Source organism: Methanoculleus marisnigri JR1, from assembly GCF_000015825.1.
Classification (GTDB): Archaea; Halobacteriota; Methanomicrobia; order Methanomicrobiales; family Methanoculleaceae; genus Methanoculleus; species Methanoculleus marisnigri.
The window spans coordinates 39,477-59,798 of the sequence record NC_009051.1; the positions used below are offsets into that span (position 1 = coordinate 39,477).

Annotated in this window: 23 protein-coding genes; 11 read left to right on the plus strand and 12 right to left on the minus strand. The window is 64.2% G+C overall.

Annotation, left to right across the window (positions count from 1 at the left end):
- Nucleotides 1-91: 91 nt before the first annotated feature.
- From MEMAR_RS00195 to MEMAR_RS00215, 5 genes are all read right to left on the minus strand, one after another.
- Nucleotides 92-433 (minus strand): DUF2149 domain-containing protein, encoded by a 342-nt coding sequence (locus MEMAR_RS00195; RefSeq protein ID WP_011842897.1) that lies wholly within the window; start codon nucleotides 431-433, stop codon nucleotides 92-94.
- Entirely contained in the window at nucleotides 430-1,050 is a 621-nt protein-coding gene (locus tag MEMAR_RS00200) for a MotA/TolQ/ExbB proton channel family protein (protein ID WP_011842898.1), read from the minus strand. Before MEMAR_RS00200 ends, MEMAR_RS00195 begins: the two co-directional genes overlap by 4 nt.
- Nucleotides 1,047-1,763: a DUF2162 domain-containing protein gene (locus MEMAR_RS00205; protein WP_011842899.1), complete on the minus strand. Its 717-nt coding sequence runs from the start codon at nucleotides 1,761-1,763 to the stop codon at nucleotides 1,047-1,049. The genes MEMAR_RS00200 and MEMAR_RS00205 overlap by 4 nt, the downstream gene beginning before the upstream one ends.
- Nucleotides 1,764-1,946: 183 nt before the next feature.
- A complete protein-coding gene (locus MEMAR_RS00210; RefSeq protein ID WP_011842900.1) occupies nucleotides 1,947-3,971 on the minus strand; it encodes a sodium-translocating pyrophosphatase in 2,025 nt (674 codons plus the stop codon).
- Between the two features lie 88 nt (nucleotides 3,972-4,059).
- Entirely contained in the window at nucleotides 4,060-5,463 is a 1,404-nt protein-coding gene (locus tag MEMAR_RS00215; protein ID WP_011842901.1) for a DNA-directed DNA polymerase II small subunit, read from the minus strand.
- A gap of 216 nt (nucleotides 5,464-5,679) precedes the next feature.
- Here MEMAR_RS00215 and MEMAR_RS00220 point away from each other — a divergent pair, with 216 nt between their 5' ends.
- Entirely contained in the window at nucleotides 5,680-6,348 is a 669-nt protein-coding gene (locus MEMAR_RS00220; protein WP_011842902.1) for a S24/S26 family peptidase, read from the plus strand.
- Nucleotides 6,349-6,373: 25 nt separating this feature from the next.
- Entirely contained in the window at nucleotides 6,374-7,462 is a 1,089-nt protein-coding gene (cofH, locus tag MEMAR_RS00225) for a 5-amino-6-(D-ribitylamino)uracil--L-tyrosine 4-hydroxyphenyl transferase CofH (RefSeq protein ID WP_011842903.1), read from the plus strand.
- A gap of 425 nt (nucleotides 7,463-7,887) precedes the next feature.
- Here cofH (MEMAR_RS00225) and MEMAR_RS00230 read toward each other — a convergent pair whose 3' ends face one another.
- Nucleotides 7,888-8,169 carry a hypothetical protein gene (locus MEMAR_RS00230; RefSeq protein ID WP_143706273.1) on the minus strand — a complete coding sequence of 94 codons (282 nt, stop codon included), beginning with the start codon at nucleotides 8,167-8,169 and terminating at the stop codon, nucleotides 7,888-7,890.
- 21 nt (nucleotides 8,170-8,190) lie between these two features.
- Between MEMAR_RS00230 and cofH (MEMAR_RS00235) the strand changes: the two genes are divergently transcribed.
- Nucleotides 8,191-9,294: a 5-amino-6-(D-ribitylamino)uracil--L-tyrosine 4-hydroxyphenyl transferase CofH gene (cofH, locus tag MEMAR_RS00235; RefSeq protein ID WP_011842904.1), complete on the plus strand. Its 1,104-nt coding sequence runs from the start codon at nucleotides 8,191-8,193 to the stop codon at nucleotides 9,292-9,294.
- A 117-nt stretch (nucleotides 9,295-9,411) separates the two neighbouring features.
- The gene (locus MEMAR_RS12565) at nucleotides 9,412-9,573 is read left to right on the plus strand and encodes a DUF1328 domain-containing protein (protein ID WP_011842905.1); all 162 of its coding nucleotides are present in this window, start codon (nucleotides 9,412-9,414) and stop codon (nucleotides 9,571-9,573) included.
- A gap of 76 nt (nucleotides 9,574-9,649) precedes the next feature.
- On the opposite strand, the gene MEMAR_RS00245 is transcribed toward MEMAR_RS12565, so the two are convergent.
- Genes MEMAR_RS00245 through MEMAR_RS00255 form a run of 3 tightly spaced genes read right to left on the minus strand, consistent with a single transcriptional unit; the run spans nucleotide 9,650 to nucleotide 11,248 of the window.
- Nucleotides 9,650-10,201 (minus strand): flavodoxin family protein, encoded by a 552-nt coding sequence (locus tag MEMAR_RS00245; RefSeq protein ID WP_011842906.1) that lies wholly within the window; start codon nucleotides 10,199-10,201, stop codon nucleotides 9,650-9,652.
- The gene (locus MEMAR_RS00250; RefSeq protein ID WP_011842907.1) at nucleotides 10,198-10,653 is read right to left on the minus strand and encodes a GIY-YIG nuclease family protein; all 456 of its coding nucleotides are present in this window, start codon (nucleotides 10,651-10,653) and stop codon (nucleotides 10,198-10,200) included. The genes MEMAR_RS00245 and MEMAR_RS00250 overlap by 4 nt, the downstream gene beginning before the upstream one ends.
- Nucleotides 10,646-11,248 (minus strand): MBL fold metallo-hydrolase, encoded by a 603-nt coding sequence (locus MEMAR_RS00255; RefSeq protein WP_011842908.1) that lies wholly within the window; start codon nucleotides 11,246-11,248, stop codon nucleotides 10,646-10,648. The genes MEMAR_RS00250 and MEMAR_RS00255 overlap by 8 nt, the downstream gene beginning before the upstream one ends.
- Nucleotides 11,249-11,273: 25 nt before the next feature.
- Here MEMAR_RS00255 and thiC point away from each other — a divergent pair, with 25 nt between their 5' ends.
- Complete coding sequence (gene thiC, locus MEMAR_RS00260) at nucleotides 11,274-12,563, plus strand: phosphomethylpyrimidine synthase ThiC (protein WP_143706274.1); 1,290 nt, start codon at nucleotides 11,274-11,276, stop codon at nucleotides 12,561-12,563.
- 7 nt (nucleotides 12,564-12,570) lie between these two features.
- Here the strand turns inward: thiC and MEMAR_RS00265 are convergent, their stop codons facing one another.
- Together MEMAR_RS00265 and purE are read right to left on the minus strand one after the other, a co-directional pair.
- Complete coding sequence (locus MEMAR_RS00265) at nucleotides 12,571-13,011, minus strand: arsenate reductase ArsC (RefSeq protein ID WP_011842910.1); 441 nt, start codon at nucleotides 13,009-13,011, stop codon at nucleotides 12,571-12,573.
- Between the two features lie 82 nt (nucleotides 13,012-13,093).
- Nucleotides 13,094-13,486, minus strand: a complete 393-nt coding sequence (gene purE / locus MEMAR_RS00270) for a 5-(carboxyamino)imidazole ribonucleotide mutase (RefSeq protein ID WP_011842911.1) — start codon at nucleotides 13,484-13,486, stop codon at nucleotides 13,094-13,096.
- Between the two features lie 135 nt (nucleotides 13,487-13,621).
- Between purE and MEMAR_RS00275 the strand changes: the two genes are divergently transcribed.
- The 4 genes from MEMAR_RS00275 to MEMAR_RS00290 are packed head-to-tail and all read left to right on the plus strand — an operon-like array spanning nucleotide 13,622 to nucleotide 16,802.
- A complete protein-coding gene (locus MEMAR_RS00275) occupies nucleotides 13,622-14,752 on the plus strand; it encodes a pyridoxal-phosphate-dependent aminotransferase family protein (RefSeq protein WP_011842912.1) in 1,131 nt (376 codons plus the stop codon).
- A complete protein-coding gene (gene ribC, locus MEMAR_RS00280; protein WP_011842913.1) occupies nucleotides 14,749-15,210 on the plus strand; it encodes a riboflavin synthase in 462 nt (153 codons plus the stop codon). The genes MEMAR_RS00275 and ribC overlap by 4 nt, the downstream gene beginning before the upstream one ends.
- 57 nt (nucleotides 15,211-15,267) lie before the next feature.
- Nucleotides 15,268-15,675, plus strand: a complete 408-nt coding sequence (ribH, locus tag MEMAR_RS00285) for a 6,7-dimethyl-8-ribityllumazine synthase (protein ID WP_011842914.1) — start codon at nucleotides 15,268-15,270, stop codon at nucleotides 15,673-15,675.
- Entirely contained in the window at nucleotides 15,672-16,802 is a 1,131-nt protein-coding gene (locus MEMAR_RS00290) for a pyridoxal phosphate-dependent aminotransferase (protein ID WP_011842915.1), read from the plus strand. The genes ribH and MEMAR_RS00290 overlap by 4 nt, the downstream gene beginning before the upstream one ends.
- Here MEMAR_RS00290 and MEMAR_RS00295 read toward each other — a convergent pair.
- Complete coding sequence (locus tag MEMAR_RS00295; RefSeq protein WP_011842916.1) at nucleotides 16,799-18,487, minus strand: tetratricopeptide repeat protein; 1,689 nt, start codon at nucleotides 18,485-18,487, stop codon at nucleotides 16,799-16,801. The two genes, MEMAR_RS00290 and MEMAR_RS00295, sit on opposite strands and share 4 nt — an antisense overlap.
- A 211-nt stretch (nucleotides 18,488-18,698) precedes the next feature.
- Here MEMAR_RS00295 and radC point away from each other — a divergent pair, with 211 nt between their 5' ends.
- Entirely contained in the window at nucleotides 18,699-19,358 is a 660-nt protein-coding gene (gene radC / locus MEMAR_RS00300) for a RadC family protein (RefSeq protein ID WP_143706275.1), read from the plus strand.
- A gap of 306 nt (nucleotides 19,359-19,664) precedes the next feature.
- The gene (locus MEMAR_RS00305; RefSeq protein ID WP_011842918.1) at nucleotides 19,665-20,321 is read left to right on the plus strand and encodes a Yip1 family protein; all 657 of its coding nucleotides are present in this window, start codon (nucleotides 19,665-19,667) and stop codon (nucleotides 20,319-20,321) included.
- Nucleotide 20,322 lies beyond the last annotated feature (1 nt).

Sequence of the window (20,322 nt, forward strand, 5' to 3'; positions counted from 1 at the left end):
AAACTTATATTTAGGTAGATCAAGTACGATTGATTACTAATATACGTTACGCATCGAGGCGACGGAAGAGGCCGGTTTCTGGATAAAAGAGTTAGTTATTCTCGTCCCCATCGTCGGGAACGTAGATGATCTCGCCGCTCTCCAGGCGGTACGCCGTGCCCATGCGGCTGCCCTGGCCGCCGGCAAGCTCCTCGGTCATGTTCAGCACCTTGAGGGTCTTGCCTTCCTTGATGATGATCTGCATGTTCGGCTGTCCCGGGTTTTTCACCACCGTGAGGTCCGCTTCATCGTCGAGGAGCTCGGGAACGTTGTAGGCGACGACGAGCGCGACCAGGAGGGCGACGGCGAAGACCATAGCGACGTCAAAGAGGTTGGCGACGCCGGAGAGGGGGTCTTCGTCCTCGTCATCGAGGATGATGCGGCGCCTTCTCATGCCACCATCCTCACCACGTACTCCATGTCGCTCAAGTCCTGCAGATACCACCGGCGCTTCGTCAGCATGATGGTGTAGGCGATACCTCCGGCAAACAGCCCGAGCACCGTCGTGCTGAACGCGATGACCAGATTGGACGCCAGCGTCTCGACGTTCCCTGCCGAAAGACCCATCAGCGCGGGGCCGAGGGGTATCAGCGTTCCCATGAGCCCGAGCATGGGGGCTGTCCGCGTCAGGATCTTGAGCCGCTCCAGTTCAGCTGCAATGCGTATCTCGTAGTCCTGGAGGAGTTTTTCCGACTCGATTGAAAACCGGTCGTCGTCGAGAAGTTTCGCAAGGTCGCCGGTGAACGATCTGAGGAGCGGGTTTGACCCCGACGTCGCCAGCGTCTCTGCGGCCTCGCCGTACGACCGGGCCTGGACGAGCGCCCGTGTCTCCCGGCAGCCGTCCCTGAGCTGCTCGAGGTTCCGGGTTCGTCCCGAGTACTCGGAGATGAACTGGCCGAGAGCCGTCAGTGTCCAGACAACGAAGACAAGGAGCAGGATGATTGCGGGATAGAGCAATGCCCCGGACAGGGTGAACATGGTCTCCATGATCAGTGTCGGCAGGTCCATCATCGCCCGCCACGCTCCGCGGTGTGCCGGATTCTGTCGGCAAGCGCCCCGAACACGATCAGGGCCGTCATCAGGACGAGCGCAAGGAGCATGCCGCTCGGATCCGTTGCGATGCCGAATGCCGGTGCGTCCTGTGCCTGCAGGTAGGCCGGGACGAGGAGGAGGCAGAGCAGGTAGAAGAGGCCGAGGAACAGCATGACGTTACCCAGGGTGGAGGGATTGTCCATGCCGGCTTTTCTCGTAATCCAGCTCGTGGCGGCTCCCCCTCCTGCAATTCCTGCAAAGAATACGCCCCCGATGACACCGCCCGCCGCAACGCCGCTCACTCCGGTGGTGCTGGTGAAGACGAGGCACGAAAGAAATGTTGCTGCAAGGCATGCCGGGCAGGGAAGCGACATCAGGAGAAACGTCCGACGCGATATGTCTTTTCGGTCTGACAGCCACGCCTTCTTCGTTCTGATGCCGAAATAGACGAGGGCAAGCCCGATGATGAGATGCATGACAACGCCGAGCCCGACGACCTGCTCTGTTGCGTTCACCGGGATGCTGCCCGCGATTGCTCCTATGATGAGCGCCGTGAGCGCGTACACGAACGCGAGGAAGAGCGTCTCGCGTCTTCGCAGCCCCGAAAGGCCGCACCCAACCCCGCTCTTCAACGCCAGAAGGGTGGTGCCGCCGAAGACGCCGGCGGTGAGGAAGTTGACAACGTTACTCATAATAATTTAAGTTTAAACAAATGTACTTTATAAAATGGCCGGATCCGGATCCGGAACTGCGGTGTTTCGTCGTCCGAATCCGACATACAGCTTCGCACATGGCTGTGCCGGAGCAGTGCAATAGTACAACCGCGCCCGCGCGGGCGCCGGCGCATGTAAGTTCGCCGAAAAAAGTGAATGAGATTAGACGACCAGGATCAGCGGCGCAAAGACCAGCGCGACCATGGACATCAGCTTCAAGAGAATGTTGATCGCGGGGCCCGAGGTGTCCTTGAAGGGGTCGCCCACGGTGTCGCCGACGACCGCCGCCTTGTGGGCATCCGATCCCTTGCCGCCGAGGTGGCCCTGCTCGATGTACTTCTTCGCGTTGTCCCAGGCTCCACCGGCGTTCGCCATCGTGACGGCGAGGAGGAACCCGGCTGCAAGCGAGCCGACGAGCAGGCCGCCGAGCGCCTCGGGGCCGAGGACGAGCCCGACGGCGAGCGGGGCGGCGACAGCGAGGACGCCGGGCAGGATCATCTCACGCAGCGCCGAGTTTGTGGAGATGGCGATGCAGGAGGCGTAGTCGGGCTCGGCCGTTCCCTCCATGAGGCCGGTGATCTCCTTGAACTGGCGGCGGACCTCGTGGACGATGCTGTATGCCGCCTTCCCGACAGCCATCATCGTGATGGAGCAGAAGAGGAAGGGAAGCATCGCGCCGATCAGGACACCGATGAAGACGTTCGGAACCGAGACGTCGATGACCGAGAGGCCGACCGCCTGGGTGTAGGCGGCGAAGAGGGCGAGCGCCGTCAGCGCCGCAGAGCCGATGGCGAACCCCTTGCCGATGGCGGCGGTGGTGTTCCCGACGGCGTCGAGCGTGTCGGTGATCTCGCGGACTTCGGGCTTCTGGTGGGACATCTCGGCGATACCGCCGGCGTTGTCGGCGACCGGGCCGTAAGCGTCGACGGAGAGGGAGATCCCGAGCGTCGCGAGCATGCCGACGGCGGCGATCGCGATACCGTAGAGTCCGGCGACCTGGTAGGAGATGAAGATCGCGACGGAGATGATCAGGACCGGCCAGATGGTGCTCTCCATCCCCTTTGCAAACCCGGTGATGATGGTGGTCGCGGCCCCGGTCTCGCTCGACTTGACGATGGCGAGGGTCGGGCTCCGGTCAAAGGAGGTGTAGAACTCGGTGATCAGGCCGATGGCGAACCCTGCGACGAGACCGGCGACGGCCGCGTAGAAGACGCCGATGTACTCCGCCCCGAGGAGCCGGGTCACGAGGAAGTAGGTGGCGGCGACCGTCACGATCATCGCGGCGAGCAAACCCTTGTTGAAGGCCAGGTGAATGGCGCTGCTCTCGGTCTTGTTCGTCCGCACAAAGAGCGAACCGATGATGGACGCGACGATACCGACTGCCGCAATCAGCAGCGGGAGGAGGATCACGTTCATGATCTCGGCGTTCGGGAACGCCGTGGCCGCGACGGCGACACCGAGAACCATTGCCGCGATGATCGAGCCGACGTAGGATTCGTAGAGGTCGGCACCCATGCCGGCGACGTCGCCGACGTTGTCACCGACGTTGTCGGCGATGACGGCAGGGTTGCGGGGGTCGTCCTCGGGGATTCCCGCTTCGACCTTGCCGACGAGGTCGGCACCGACGTCAGCGGCCTTGGTGAAGATACCGCCGCCGACACGGGCGAAGAGAGCGATCGAACTTGCACCGAGACCGAACCCGGTCACGATGGTGAGAACTTCAGCCTGGGGAAGCCCCGTTACGGTGCTGATGACCACGTAGGCGATCGAGAGCCCGAGAAGCCCGAGCCCGACCACGGCCATGCCCATGACCGAACCGCTCGCGAACGAAACTTTGAACGCATCGGCGATCCCCCGCCGTGCGGCGTTCGTCGTCCGGACGTTTGCGGCCGTGGCGGTGAACATGCCGATGTAGCCGGCAGTCGCCGAGAGCGCCGCACCGAGCACGAAACAGGCCGCGGTGAGGGGGTTAATCCAGACGCCGAGGACGACGGCAAGGACAATAACAAATATGGCTATAGCGCGGTACTGTCTGTTCAGGTAGACCATTGCCCCTTCATGAATGGCGGCAGCAATCTTCTGCATCAGTTCGGTACCCGTCCCCTCCCGCCTGATACTCATGTACGAGTACCCTGCGAACAGGAGAGCAAGAACGGCACCGATGGGTGCCAGATATACCAGATCCATCTCTCTGCATTCCTCCGGTTGAGTACCATATACAGAGGGATTCAACATTTTTAAATATGTGGAAAAGATCCGGGGTATCGGCGGGCATTCAGCTGAAATCGATCACTTCGGGCTGGAGCGTCTGGAGATCGACGACGAACGCACGTGCGGGCGTGGGATGGATGTTCATCTGTTTCTGAAACGCGGTCTGAGCCTGCCAGGTTCCGGCATTCACCCCGAGCACGCCCCGGTAGCGGGTGATACCGCAGATGTGGACGTGCCCCGTGAGGAGGATCTCGGGGAGCGGGTCGATGACGAGCCGGTCGGTCTTCATCGCGGCGATAGGTGTGCGCATCCCGTAGGGGGCGGCAAGCAGCCGGCGTTTGAGCATTTCATCCATGATCTCGCCGGGCCGTTCGTAACTCGCTCCGGGGATGAGCCCGATCATGTCGTCGATCGACCGGCCGTGGTACATCAGGACCCGGACGCCCTGGAGGTTCAGGAGACAGGGGTTCTCGACAAGGGTGCAGTTTTCCGGGAACTTCGCGGTGAATTCCGGCGGGATCGCCGGCTGCGGCTCGGCCATCCTGACGACGTCGTGGTTCCCCGGTGCGGCGACGATCCGGATTCGCGAGGGCAGGTCGCGGAGCATCCCCGCAAAGATGTCGTACTGCTCGTAGATGTTCTTGATCGTCAGTTCGTTCTCCTGGCCGGGGTAGATCCCGATCCCGTCGACGAGATCGCCCGCGATCAGGAGGTAGCTGGCGTCGGAGTCCTGGAGCCAGTCGGCGAACCGGTTCCACCCGTCTTCGAGGAAGGTGTCGCTTCCCACGTGGACGTCGGAGATCAGGACCGCTTTCCCCGGCCGGTCGCTCTTGAACGGGGCGTTGTTGATGGGGACGTCCGGGCGAAAGAGATTTTCGGCGAAGAATAGGCCGCCGTCGCTCGAGAGTTTTCCCTTGACCGCGAGCACCTCGTCGGGGAGGATCCGCTCCGCCTCCGCGAACGAGTCGTCCTTCCCTTTGTTGAAGAGCACCCGGATCGCCCCGGTGGGATCCTCCACCTCGACGAGCCGGTGCCCCTTTGCGGTCGTCCGGACGTCGGCCACCATCCCGATGATGCTGCACTCCTCGTCGCGGTAGCGGTGGGGCGACTTCACCAGCGCCTCGATCGGCATCGTGGTCATCCGGCTCCGGATCATCGAAGAGAGGCAGTTGTAGCGGTTCCGGAAGTAGTGGACGGCGTCCTCGTGACCGCTGACGCTCCCCGTGGTCCCGGCGCTCCCCATGATCACCTCGAGTTCCGGGTCGACCAGGAACCGCGTCCCGTCCCGGACTTTCTTGAGGCCCGGGATATGTTCGGGTAAGATAACCGGGATGCCGGCGGGGACCCCCGCCGCGGTCCGGTCGATGAGCGTCGGGTCGTTCTGCTCGCGGATGTAACTCACCACATCGGGATGGACCTGACGTTTCAGCTCAAGGAACCGGCGTACGATCTCGGCGTTGGCGAGCATGGACTCCAAGATATTCTCCCCCTGGCAATATGGGTTTATCTTTTTCACGTTCCGGGGGAGTGATTCGCACTACCGCCGTGTCTCACGCTGTCGACGGATCATGGGCCTATACGGCCCCGGGGGGAGGTATTCAGGAGAACCCGTTCTCGCGCTTCACCACGGCCGGGGCATCCGGGGAACCTATGTATATGAAGGATAGCAATCTCTTTAGAACAGATGTCGGATACCACCTGGCTGCAGCGTGCAGCATCGGCCCTCGCGGCGTTCCGGGAGAGCGACCGCCCGCTCGTCTCGCTCACCCGCGACCTCCTCTGGGTCGTCGCGGTCGTGGGGGGTATCGCCCTTCTTCTCTACCTCGTCGCCGGCACCTGGCCGGCGGTGGTCACGATCGAGTCGGAGAGCATGGTCCCGAACATGAACGTCGGCGACCTGGTGCTCGTCGTCGACGAGGACCGGTTCGGCAACCTGGTGACCTGGGCCGAGGGGCAGCGGACGGGTCAATCGTCGTTTGGGGATTACGGCAACGTGATCGTCTACCGGCCGAACGGCGCCGACTCCGTAAACCCGATCATCCATCGGGCGATGACCTACGTCGATACCGCCGCCGTGGTGGAGTCGGGGCTCGGGGCTTACTACGATGACCCGCACGGCGGCTACATCACCAGAGGCGACAACAACCCCTACACCGACCAGCCGAACCTCCGGATCTCCGGCATCGGGGTGATCGAGCCGGTGAAGAAGGAGTGGATTGTCGGCAAAGCCCTCGTCGCGGTGCCGCTCGTCGGCTACCTGCCCCTGCACCTCGCCGAGTTCGCAGTCGTCGTCATCCTGGTCATCCTCGTCCACGACTTTGTCCTTGCGCGCAAAAAAGAGAAAGAAGAATAAATCCGGGATTACGAGAGTTATTACGATGCCGTACTCGCTGCATACGCTGCTCGATGACACACTCGCCGGCCACCGGCTCACGGAAGAGGAAGCGGTCCGCCTCCTTGCGACGCGCGACCGGGGCGTCTGGGAAATCGCCGCCGCCGCGGACGAACTCCGCGAGCGGAAAGTCGGCAACGTCGTCACCTACGTAAGGAACCAGAACATCCACGTCACCAACATCTGCAAGAACCTCTGCGGGTTCTGCGGGTTCGGGCGCCGGGCGGACGATCCGGAAGCGTTCTACGACGATACCGATGCGATCCGGGAGAAGGCACGGGCGGCCGCGGCGCGAAACGTCACCGAGATCTGCCTCCTCTCCGGCGTCCACCCGGACTACACCCTCGACTCCTACGTCGACCTCATCTCCTGCGTGCGGGAGGAGGCGCCCGGCACGGACATCCACACGGCAAGCCCCGACGAGATCGCCTGGGCGGCGAAACAGAGCGGCGTCTCGACGAAAGAGGCGATCGAGCGCCTGATCGATGCGGGTCTCGGAACCCTGCAGGGGACCGCGGCCGAGATCCTGGTGGACGACGTTCGGCGGGTGATCTGCCCGGCCAAGTGCGACACGGCGACGTGGGTCCGGATCATCAAGGAGGCACATCGTCTCGGGCTCCGGTCGACGGCGACGATCATGTACGGCTCCTCTGAGAGCGCGGGTGATCGTGCCCGGCACCTTGCGATCCTCCGCGAGATCCAGGATGAGACCGGCGGGTTCACCGAACTGGTTCCGCTCTCCTTTCTCCACGAGAACACCGCCATCTACCAGAAGGGTCTCGCCCCCGCGGGCGCCACCGGCCGCGAAGACCTCCTGCTCTTTGCAGTCGCGCGGCTCTTCCTCGACAACTTCGACCACATCCAGATCTCCTGGGGCAAGGTCGGGACGAAGATGGCAGAGCTCGGGCTTCTCTCCGGCGGCGACGACCTCGGCGGGACGATGTTCTGCGACGACGTCAGCACGGATGCCGGCGGCGAGGGCGCCGACTATCTCGATCCTGCGGAGATGCAACGGATCGCCGAGGATCTCGGCCGGACGCTCCGCCAGCGGACGACGACCTACGAGTTAGTGTGAAGTGCAAGGCCATATCACCGTCCGCAACCGTTCCCGCACGCGAAGAGCGCGAAGTTCGGTATAGTTACCTGTACCTCCCCTTCGCACCTTCAGTGCCCGAACTCCAGCCCGTAGGGCAGTGGCATTTCGCGTGAGGCTGCATTGTTATCCCCAGCAAGTAACTCGCGCGAAGCCGCGAAGGACGCGAAGATCAGTAGAGGGTTACCGGGAACTCCCCTTCACACCTAACGGTGCTCATGCCCCGGTTCTACGAACCGTCGCACTTCGCGGCTTCGCGTTCTTCGCGTGAGGCCGTTTCGGTGCTCAACCTGACCCTCTCACGCGAAGACCTGGTTGGTTGAGCGTTACGCTCCTTCGCACCTGCGGTGCTCACGCTCCGTTCATTGCGGAACCCCGTATTTCGCGTGAAACGTTCTCCATGCCCGTCACATCCGGTTCGGGGCCTCCCTCCCCGGCATCCCGATCTCGACGCGGCGCTGCACCGCCGGCAGGTTCGCCGCCTTCACCCCGGCGTCCATCAGGGAATCCGGGTCGTCGAGGGTCGCCTCTTCCGAGGCGCCGACAACCGTCGCAGGAACCCCGGCGTTCGCGAGCGCCTCGATATCGAACCCCCCTGTCCCGATTATCCCTCGTCGGCCGCCCGGGCCCTCAGGCTGCACCACCGCCGCGCGCACCCGAAGGTTCTTGTCCTGACCGCGCCAGATCAACGTATCCCACACGGGGAACGGATGAAGTGTATGCCGCCGCCACTGCGAGAGATACTTGACGACGTGCTTGCCGGCCACCGGCTCACGGAAGAGGAGGCGGTCCGCCTCCTTGCGACGCGCGACCGGGGCGTCTGGGAAATTGCCGCCGCCGCGAACGAACTCCGCGAGCGGAAAGTCGGCAACGTCGTCACCTACGTCCGCAACCAGAACATCAACGTCACCAACCTCTGCGTGAACGCCTGCGGGTTTTGCGGATTCTCCCGAAAGCCGGGCGACGCCGATGCCTTCTTTTACGGCGAGACCGCGGTGCGGGGGAAGGCGCGGGAGGCGCGCGAGCGCGGCGTTACCGAGGTCTGCACGGTGAGCGGGCTCCACCCGGAGTTCGACGTCCAATCCTACGCCGAGATCTACTCCTGGATACGGGACGAGGTTCCGGGAGTACATATCCACGCGAGCAACCCGATGGAGGTGGCATATGCCGCGAGAAGGAGCGGCATCTCCACCCGGGAAGTGATGGAACTGATGAGGGGCGCGGGTCTCTCCACCCTCTGCGGTACCGCGGCCGAGATCCTGGTCGACGATGTTCGTCGGGTGATCTGTCCCGACAAGATTGACACGGGGTCCTGGGCCCGGATCATCAGAGAGGCGCATGGTCTCGGCATCCGGTCGACGGCGACGATCATGTACGGCCACTGCGAGAGCGAGGCGGATCGCGCCCGGCATCTTAACATCCTCCGCGAGATCCAGGACGAGACCCACGGGTTCACGGAGTTCGTGCCCCTCTCGTTCATCCACAAAAATACCCCTCTCTACCGGGCGGGGCTCGCCCGGGCGGGGGCGACCGGCAGAGAAGACCTCCTGATGTTTGCGGTCGCCCGGCTCTTCCTCGACAACTTCGACCACATCCAGGCTTCCTGGGTGAAGGTCGGGACGAAGATGGCGGAGATGGCGCTTCTTTCGGGTGCAGACGACCTCGGCGGGACGCTCTTCGAGGAGAGCATATCCCGGGAAGCGGGCGCCCGGGATACCGATTATCTGGATCCGGCCGAGATGCGGCGGATGGCCGAGGATCTCGGCCGGGTACTCCGCCAGCGGACGACGACCTATGCTCTTCTTCCGGGCTGATCAGCGAGAAGGATGGGACGGTTCCGCTCCAACGTTCTGGAAAAATATAAATAGCAACGGATAGATCGTCCCTCCTCAACGTCGGCCGGATGCCGGCGGTTGGGAGGAGAATGGTATATGTTAGGCGGTGGTCTTGTTGGCCTTGCAATCCTCTTCTTTGTACTGGCACTCATATTTGCCATACTGGGGGCACGGGGCGTTGCAGGCATGTCAATGTCGGTCGCGAAGTGGTTGGTCATCATCTTCATAGTCCTCGCGATAATATCGCTACTGCTCTGACCCGACGGGGGTTGCGGGGTGTTCGGCTGCGGCACATTTTTTTGGCGGATCTGCCCCGCATCGCAGGACCCGTCTCTCAATCTTCGGGCCGGAGATACCTGACGATCGAGTTCGCGACCGCCCTGGCCTTCTTCATAGCCTGCTCGTCTTTGCGGATATCTCCGGGCGCGTAGCCCTTCCCGCAGACGTAGCCGAGATACGAGAACTCGTGGGTGTTTAAGAACCCCTCAATGGTCTCGAGGGAGCGCTCGCACCCCCGGTCGGCGCAGACGGCGACGGCGACGGCTCTCCTCCCCGAAAGCCTCCTGTCGTGGTAGAGAGAGTAGGTCCGGTCGATCAGGTTCTTCGTCTGGCCGTTGATGTCGTAGTAGTAGGTCGGGGCGCCGAGAATCAGCACCTCGCAGTCGATCATCTTCTCTGCGACAAGGCCCCAGTCGTCATCCTCCGTCACGCACCACTTCGCGTCCTTGCAGGCTTCGCACCCGGTGCAGGGCTGGATATCCATATCGGCAAGCGTCAGATACTCGGTCTCGATGCCCGCCTCCCGCACCCCGTCGAGGATGGTGGTGACGAGCGTCGCGGTATTGCCGTTTTTGCGCATGCTTCCGGAGATACCGAGAACGTTCATACCCTATGCTGGTTCCCCTCGTTCTTGATTCTTGTGATCCGGGCATCGAGGCCAAGGCTCCTGAACGCTGCGGCGACCTCAGGGACCGGGTCGCCGGAACGGTAAAAGAGGTGGGAAGGGCAGGCGCAGTCGCTGCATCCGAACCCGGGAACGTACTCCCCGGAGACGGCACGGGCAAGATCGCACTCGCAGTCCCGGTCGGTGACGGCGGTGACGACGGCGGCAGGAAGAAAATGCGGGTCGAGGAGGAGGTAGTCGATGTGCCACCGGGGAGGACGGTCGCGGCGGCGGGCGAGCCGCAGGTGCCGCAAAACCCGGGCAAGGCCGCCGCTCCCCCGGGCGGAGCCCACGTAGACGTGACTGCCGGCGGAGAACTTCCTCTCCCCGAGGGCGCCGACCCGGACGACGCAGCCGGTGTTCTCGAGGACGAGGGCGTAGACCCCTTTATCCATAGAGCCGGAGCGCCTCCCGGGCGGCCGCGATATGCCTTCCGCCGCCGCGGGCGACGGGTTCGCCGTGGCCGGGGTAGAGCCCCTCGACCTCCAGGGCGCTGAGGCGCTCGATGGATGCCGCGAGCGCCGTCCGGTCGCCGCCCGGGAAGTCGTAGCGCCCGAAGGAGCCGCCGGTAAAGACGGTGTCTCCGGAGAAGAGCAATTTTTCCGCCTCATTGTAGAGGCAGATCCCGCCCGGGGTGTGCCCGGGGGTGTGGATCACGCAAAGGTTCCCTATCCGGTCGCCGTCGGCAAGAACGGTGTCGGGGACGATCCCGGGCGCGTGGGCCCCGAAGACCATCGAGAGGCTCCGGGCGTCGTCGAGGAGGCCGGGCGCGTCCGCCTCGTGGATGCAGACGGCGGCACCGCTGCAGAGCCGCGCGATCTCTTTGATGTGGGCGATATGGTCGTAGTGGGCATGGGTGATGACGATCGTATCGATCGCGGCGGCATAGGGCTCCACCGCCATCGGGAGAACGCCCGCGTCGATGAGGATGTTTCCGTAAACGAACGAATTGGCGTAGGTCGCATTGCTCGCGATCCACCGGACTGGCATGCAGACTAATATGGCTTCCGGGCAAATGGTTCTTATGCATACCCTGATCTCCGCGTGCCTGCGCGGGGTTCCCCCCGAGGTGGAGACGATCGCCCGGGAAGAGGATCTCCCCCCCCACGCCGCCGCGCGGGCCGTCGCCCGCGGCCGGATAGTCATTCCCGCAAACCCCGCGAGACCGCACCGGCTCTGCGCCATCGGGGAGGGCTGCAGGGTGCGGGTCAACGTGAACGTCGGGACGTCGGGAACACGGTGCGACGAGGATCTCGAGGCCGAGAAGGCGAAGGCGGCCCTCCGGGAGGGGGCGGACGCGCTGATGGACCTCTCTACCGGCGGCGATCTCGTCCGCATCCGGCAGAGGATCCTCGAACTCGATGCGCCGGTCGGCACCGTCCCGGTCTACGAGGCGGTCCGGCGGGCGGGGAGTGCGGCGGACGTCGACGCCGATCTGTTGTTCAAGGTGATCCGGGAGCACTGCCGGCAGGGCGTGGACTTCCTGACGCTGCACTGCGGCGTGAACCGCGACGCGCTCGCGTCGCTCAAGGCCGACCCCCGGACGATGGGCGTTGTTTCCCGGGGCGGGGCGTTCCACGTGGCGATGATGGCCGCGACGGGCGAGGAGAATCCCCTTTACGCGGAGTACGACTACCTGCTCGAGATCCTCAGCGAGCACGACGTCGTCGTGAGCCTCGGCGACGGGATGCGGCCGGGCGCGCTCGTGGACGCCGGCCGCCTCGCGAAGTCGACCGAGTACCTGACGCTCGGCCACCTCGCGAAACGGGCGCTCGCCGCCGGGGTGCAGCGGATGATCGAGGGGCCGGGGCATATCCCGGCCGACCAGGTCGGCTACAACGTCCGGATGATCAAGGAACTGACCGACGGCGCTCCGCTCTACCTGCTCGGCCCGCTCGTCACCGACGTGGCGCCGGGCTACGACCACGTCGTGGGGGCGATCGGGGGCGCGATCGCCTGCATGAACGGCGCCGACTTCCTCTGCATGGTCTCGCCGGCCGAGCACCTGGCGCTGCCGGACGTCCGCGACATCGTGGAGGGGACGCGGGTGGCGAAGATCGCGGCGCACGTCGGGAGCCTCTCCCGCGCCGCCGCACACACGAAGAACCGCGAGATCCGGATGGCGGAGGCGCGGCGGGCGCTCGACTGGGAGAAACAGTTCGAGGCGGCGCTCGCTCCCGAGGAGGCGCGGCGTATCCACGAGCGCGACGGCGAGATCGAGACCTGCTCGATGTGCGGCGACCTCTGCGCCGTGAAGATGGTGCGGGATATCCTCCCGGTGCCGGAAGAACGGATGGAGCCGTGAAGGGGCTCTACCGAATACTCTTCTCTACTTCCTTCATACTCTTCGAGTGCTCGAACCGCCCGTCAAGCCAGGCGGTTACCGCGTCGCGGCTCCGGCGGTAGGCCGCGAGCACCTTGTCGGGGGTTCCGGTGGCCCGGCCCGGGTCCGGGAAATCGACGTGGATCGTCTCCTTCGCCCAGGGAAACATCGGGCAGACGCCCCCTGCACAGAGTACAACCGCGTAGTCCATCTCCTTCCCGTCGAAGAGGGTGAGATCCTTTGCCCGCTGCCCGGCGATATCGACCCCGATCTCGTCCATGACCTTTGCGGCGAGGGGATCGAGGGCGGTCGGGGCGATCCCGGCGGAGCAGGCCTCGTAACGGTCGCTGTAGCGGGCGCGGAGGTAGCCCTCCGCCATCTGTGTCCGGGCGGCGTTGTTCGTGCCGATGAAGAGCACTCTCTGCTTCATGCCCCTCCCTGCACGGCCGGGTGCAAAAAGGTTGCCCGACACCCTCGAAGTGCGACCGGCGCCCCCGGCCCGGCAGGAGATCTCAGGCGCGCCCTGCCTCGAGGATCCGGATCGCGAGCAGGGCGGCGTTCACGCCGTTGTCCACCCCGACGCAGGCCACCGGCACCCCTTTCGGCATCTGGGCGATCGAGAGGAGGGCGTCGAGACCCATCAGCGTCCCGCTCACTGGGACACCGATCACCGGCCGCTTCGTCTTCGAGGCAATCACTCCCGGGAGGGCCGCCGAGAGCCCGGCGATCGCGATGAAGACCCGGGCGGTGCTCGCCTTCACGTACTCGTCCAGCCGCTCGGGGTCACGGTGCGCCGATATCACCTTGTAGTCGTAGGACACGCCGTGCTGATTCAGGGTCTCAAAGACTTTCTCCGCGACGGGGCCGTCCGAGGCGGAACCGCAGATAACCGTGACGTCTGCCATATCCAGCTTCAATTGCGCCCCGCCTCTTTTTCACCCTGTCGATATTGCACGGTGGTGAGGTTGATATGAAGCTACATCCAAGTTCCTTGCAGGAACAGCGTCTGTCCTCGACGAGACGATACGGACTGATATCTTATGGAACACGAACCACTCCTGATGATCCCGGGCCCGGTACCCATTCCGCAGCGGGTACGCGCCGCCATGACGCGGCAGGCCATCAACCACCGCGGCCCCGAGTTCGGCGCCGCATATGCGGACACTGTCCGGACCTTAAAGACCCTATTCGGCACCGCAAACGAGCTCTATATTATCAGCGGCTCGGGAAGCGCCGGCATGGAGGCCGGCGTCGCGAACTTTGCGCGGGACAAACGAATCGTCTCGCTCGTTAACGGCAAGTTCGGCGACCGCTTCGCCAAGATCAGCGCACGTTACGGCACCGTCACCACCCTCGAGTCCGGGTGGGGAACCCCGCTCGATCTCGCGGCCCTCGAGCGGGAACTCGAGGCCGGTGCCGAGGTCGTCACCATGGTACACAACGAGACGAGTGCCGGGATCAGGAACCCCGCGCCCGAGGTCGGTAAACTCGCCCGGAAGCACGACGCGCTCTTCATCATGGACGGAGTCACCTCCATCGGCGGCGACGATGTCCGGATGGACGAGTGGGGCGTCGATATCGCCGTCGTCGGCTCGCAGAAGTGCCTCGCGGCCCCCGCGGGCCTCGCGGCCATCGCCGTCGGCGAGCGTGCCTGGGACCGGATCTCGGAGAAGCGGCCGTTCTACCTCGATATGGCTGCCTACCGGAAGAGCGGGAGCGGCACCCCGATGGAGACCCCCTACACCCCGGCGGTCCCGCTCTTCCTCGCGCTCTGCGAGGCCTGCAAGATCATCGAGGAAGAAGGCATCGATGCCCGGATCGCCCGCCACCGCCGGATGACCGAAGCCGTCCGCGCCGCGGCGAAGGGCTGGGGCGTCGAACTCTTCCCGGAGCTCGATGAATACCACGCCTACTCGAACACCGTGACCGCGATGCGGCTCCCCAAAGGTGTCACCGACAAGGATCTCCGGGGAACCGTCAAGCAGTTCGGCATCGAGATCGCCGGCGGCCAGGACCACCTCAAGGGCAAGATCTTCCGGATCGGTACCATGGGCGGCGTCGGGGCGCAGGAGATCCTCGCCACCCTCGCGGCCGTCCAGTTCGCCCTGAAAAAGTCCAACGTTGCGGCCGGCGACGGTGTCGAGGCCGCTGCCGGGGTGCTGCTCGGATGAAGATCGGGATCGCCGACACGACGTTCGCCCGGGTCGACATGGGCGGGATCGCCATCGACGAGATTCGCAAGCACGCGAGCGTCGGACTGGAACGCTACGTCGTCCCCGGGATCAAGGACCTCCCGGTGGCGTGCAAGAAACTGATCGAGGAGCGGGGGTGCGACCTCGTGATGGCGCTCGGGATGCCCGGGGGAGCGGAGAAGGACAAGGTCTGCGCCCACGAGGCCTCCCAGGGCCTCATCCTCTGCCAGCTGATGACGAACAAACACGTCATCGAGGTCTTCGTCCACGAGGACGAGGCAAGGAACGCCAAAGAGCTTGCCTGGCTGATGGAGCAGCGGACGAGGGAGCACGCGGTGAACGCCGTCCGGCTCGCGCTCCGCCCGAAGGATCTCGAGAAACTCGCCGGGACCGGCCAGCGGCAGGGGTTCGAGGACGTCGGGCCCGCACGCCCCTGATGAAAAAAGTGAGGATTATCAACAACCGGTGCGAGTAGTACCACAGGAAGGATTAACATGACGGTAAAACTTGGATTCGTCGTCGCGGAATTCAACCGCGACATCACCTACATGATGGAGATCGAGGCCCGGGAACACGCCGGTTTCCTCGACGCGGAAGTTGCCGATACGATCTACGTCCCCGGCGCCTACGATATGCCGCTCGCGATCAAGAAACTGCTCGAACGCGGCGAGATCGACGCGGTCGTCACCATCGGCTGCGTCATCGAGGGCGCCACCCAGCACGACGAGATCGTCGTCCAGCACGCGGCGCGTAAGATCATCGACCTCTCTCTCGAGTTCGGCAAACCCGTTGCTCTCGGCATCTCCGGGCCGGGGATGACCCGGATGGAAGCGACCGAGCGTATCGATTACGCGAAGCGCGCCGTCGAATCGGCCGTGAAGATGGTCCAGCGGTTGGAATGAGGGGTCTCTCGGAGAAGGTTGCGGCCATCGCTCCCTCCGCGACGATCGAGATCTCGAACGCCGCAAGGCGGATGGCGCAGGGGGGGGTCGATGTCATCAGCCTCTCCATCGGGGAGCCGGATTTCGACACCCCGGCCCACATCAAGGACGCCTGCATCGACGCCCTCCGCCGTGGCGAGACACATTACGCCCCGAGTGCCGGGATACCGGCGCTGACGGCCGCGATAGCCGAGAAGGTCGCCCGCGAGAACAACGTTGCCGCAAAGCCGGACGAGGTGATCGTCACCTGCGGGGCGAAAGACGCCATCTACGAGGCGATGGAGGCCGTCCTGAACCCCACCGATGAGGTGCTCATCCTCGACCCGGCGTGGGTATCCTACGAGCCCTGCGTAGAGCTTGCAGGCGCCGTCGCCCGGCACCACCCGCTCTCGACAGAGACCTTCCAGGTCGAAGACACCCTTCTCGAGGCCCTCGGCCCCCGGACGAAGATGATCGTGGTCAACTCCCCCTCGAACCCCTCCGGCGCGGTGCTGAACGCGGACTCGCTCCGGCTCGTCGCCGATATCTGCCGTGACCACGACCTCTACGCGCTCTCCGACGAGATCTACGAGAAGCTGGTCTACGGCAAGGAGCACGTCTCCCTCGCCTCGCTCGACGGTATGGCCGAGCGGACGATCACGATCAACGGGTTCTCGAAGGCCTACGCGATGACCGGGTGGCGGATCGGCTACGCGGTCGCTCCCCGGCCGATCCTCCGGCAGATGGAGAAGGTGCAGCAGCACACCATATCGCACCCGACGACGTTTGCGATGTTCGGCGCCCTCGCTGCGCTCCGGGGCAGCCAGGACTGCGTGGAGGCGATGCGTCGCGAGTTCGAGCGCCGGCGCGACTACCTCATTCCGGCGCTCCGCGACCTCGGCTACGCCACCGCCCCGGCCGACGGGGCTTTCTACGCCTACGTGAAGGTCGACGGCGACGACATGGCGATCGCCCGGTCGTGGCTCCACGATGCCCATGTGGCGGTCACCCCGGGAACCGCTTTTTACACCCCCGGCTGGCTCCGGCTCTCCTACGCGACCGCGATGGAGAACCTCGAGAAAGCGGTCGAACGGATCGCGCGGGTTTAAAGCCCCTTCCTTTTTCCCGAATTCCGTTCTCGCTGCCATGCCGGCAGCCGCTGCAGCCTCTCGTAGTATTTGGCCGCTTCGGCGGGACGGTCGAGATTTATGAGGGCCACCGCCTTCCCGTTGAGCGCTTCGATGTCGTCGGGGCTCGCGGCGAGCGCCAGGTCGTAGCACTCGAGAGCCTCTTCGGAGCGCTCCAGGATCACGAGTGCGTTCCCCATCGTGTTCCAGACCTCGGCTCTCGCGGGATCGATCTCGAGCACATGGGCATAGCAGGTGACGGCCTCGCTGTACCGCCCGAGGACGAAGAGCGCGACCCCTTTATTGTACCAGGCGTCCGCGTTCTCCGGGTGGGCCAGGAGTTCCTGGTCGTAGCATACGAGCGCCTTGTCGTAATGTGACAGAACGGAGAGAACGCTCGCTTTGTTGTTCCAGACCCGGCGGTTCTCCGGGTCGATCTCAAGCGCCCGCTCGTAACAGACGAGTGCCTCCTCGTAGTGCTTGAGGTGGTAAAGTGCGTTGCCGCAGTTGTTCCAGGCTACGGCGTTCTCGGGATTCAGCCTGACCACGGCCCGGTAGCAGTCGATCGCGGCCTCGCAGTTCCCGAGGGCGTAGTAACTCTCGCCCCGGTAGTATTCTGCGTCAGTGTGACCGGGCTGGAGTTTGAGCGCCTGACTGAGGCACTCTATCGCATCTCCGTAGCGCTTCAGGGTAAAGTAGAGCAGGCCCTTCTGGTGCCAGATCTCCGCGTCGACGGCGTTCACCCGGAGCGCCCGGTCGAAGCAGGCGAGCGAGAGGTCGTAGCGTTTCAGCTTCTTCAGCACCGTGGCCTTGTGATTCCAGATACCGGGATAATCGGGGTTGATCCGGAACGCCCGCTCGTAGCAGTCGAGCGCCTCTTCGTAACGCTCCAGATTCTGCAGTGCGCGGCCCCGGTTGTACCAGGTCTCGGCGTCGTCGGGGCGGAGGGCGATCGCCCGGTCGAAGCACCCGATTGCCTCGTCGTAGCGCTTGAGCGCCGAAAGCGCGCATCCCCGGTTGTACCAGGTCTCGGCGTGGTTCGGGTCGATGGCGACGGCCTGGCCGTAGGAGGCGATCGCGTCCTCGTAGCGGGAGAGGAGGGTCTCGATGGTCCCTCTGGCGTACCAGGCGTTCGCGTTTTTTGGCTCGAGCGCGACCACCCGGTCGTAGCACTCGATCGCCGCCTCGTATCGGCGTTCGGCGGCAAGCGCCGTGCCGCGAGCGAGCCAGGCATCGATCCGGTTCGGTTCGAGCGCGACCACCCGGTCGTAGCACTCGATTGCCTCGGGGGAAAGCCCGATCTTTCTGAGGGCGTGGCCCCGGATGAACCAGGCGTTCGCGGAGTCCGGCGCGAGTTTCACCGCCTGGCCGCAGGAACCAATCGCCTCCCGGCACTCCCCGAGGTCGTAGAGCGTCTGCCCCCGGGCCAGCCAGAACCGGCCGCAGGTCGGGTCGATCCTGACCACCTGGTCGAAGCATTCGAGCGCTTCCCGGTGGCGCCGGGCGGCCGCGAGGGCAAGCCCTTTATGGTACCAGGCGTCGCCGGCGCCGGTGTTCTGGCGGATGGCCTGGTCGTAGCACTCGACGGCCCGGTCGTACTGCCCCTGCTCGGCGTATGCACGCCCTTTTTTGCACCAGGCCTCGACGCTCTTCCAGGGGAGTTCCATTTCGTGAGAGATAGCGCCACCGGGTAAAAAAGCGTTTCGATAGAGTTCGCAAGGATCTCTCTTGCCGGAAGAAAAACCTCGCTCCACAGTCTCTCCTCCCCGGATTCGGGCCGGGCAGGTCCGCCGGATCGATTGGCAACGTATACATGCTCCGGGATCAAAACCGGAAATCACGGTATCCCTGGCGGGCCGGCTGAGTATGAGAAAGAGGATGCGAGACACCCCGAACCGCGATCGCCCGCGCGAGAGACTGGCAGCACGAGGACCGGAGGCTCTCACCGATGCCGAACTGCTCGCCCTTCTCCTCGGGCGCGGCACGAAGGGGCGGGACGTCTGGCAGGTCGCGGGCGACGTCGAACGCTGCCTGAAACGTGCCGAAGGTTGCCCTTCTTATGACGATCTCCTCGGAATAGACGGGGTCGGGTCGGCGAAAGCCTGCGAGATCATGGCCTGCTTCGAACTCGGCCGGAGATACTTCGGGGACGACGGGGTCTCCGGGCACCGGATCGCCCGCCCCGAGGACGTGCTCCCCCTGGTCACGGAATGGCGGGACAAGAAGCAGGAGTACTTCTTCTGCATCACCTTAAACGGTGCCGGCGCTGTGATCGAGCGGCGGATCGTCACCGTCGGAATCCTGAACCAGAGCCTCGTCCACCCCCGGGAGGTCTTTTCCGATGCGATCACCGACCGTGCGGCCTCGGTCATCCTGGTCCATAACCATCCTTCGGGCACGCTCGAGCCGTCCGCCCAGGATCTCGCCATCACCCGGCAGCTCGTCGAGGCCGGATCGATCCTCGGCATCCGGGTGCTCGACCACATCATCGTCACGAAGAACGGCTGCGCGAGCTTAAAAGAACTCGGGCACCTGTAACGGCGGGGACGTAATCCGCGAGGCCGCCGGATCGAAAAAGTTATATTTATCTAACATTATGTTAGATATATATAACAGGTGGAGCGATGGATACGCGATACGGGTTACGATGGGCGTGCCGGCGGCGCGTGCGAGGGTCGCCATGCGGTACGGGGGTCCGGGGCCGAACCACCCCTGTCCCCCGCTTTGAGCCGAACCCTGTCGGAGGATCGCGGAAATCCGGTGAATATCCCCGCATTCGGCATCACTATCCTGAAAAAGGTTTATACCTTCCCGTCGGCCAAGAGTATACGAGGCATACTTACCATGGATACTGGATTTCTCCGGGTGTTGTTTGATCCCGGGCGTTTCTTTGAAGCGCGCATGCAGGACAGACCGAGCCTGAAGATACCGGCGCTGATCGCAGTCGTCATGGGGCTGATCGGTGCGGTCTCGGTCATACCGATGACGGATATAACCATGGCCATGCTTCCCGCAGAGATGCAGGGCCTCGGGCTGCTCATGACGATCATCTCCGCCGGCGTTGCCTTCGTCGGCGGGCTCCTGGGCTGGATCATCTACGGTTTCGTCTTCCACCTCGTCTCGATGGTCTTCAAGGGTCAGGGCCCCCTCGAGCGGACGATGGAGTTCACCGGCTACGGTCTCCTCCCTCAGGTATTCGGGGGGATCATCGGGACCTACTTCTCCTTCCAGCTCCTCTCGGGCCTGAACATCCCGCCCATGACAAGCCCCGAGCAGATGGTGGAGTTCTCCGAGGAACTGGTGAGCGTTCTCGCGACCGATCCTCTGGCGCAGATCGCCGGGATCGTGACCATCCTCTTCACGATCTGGAGTGCGAACATCTGGGTCTTCGGTATGAAGCACGCGCGGAACCTCTCCACGCGGGACGCGGTTCTCACCGTCGGGATACCCGTGGGGCTTTATATCCTCTATCTGCTCATCAAACTTGCCGGATGGCTGTAAC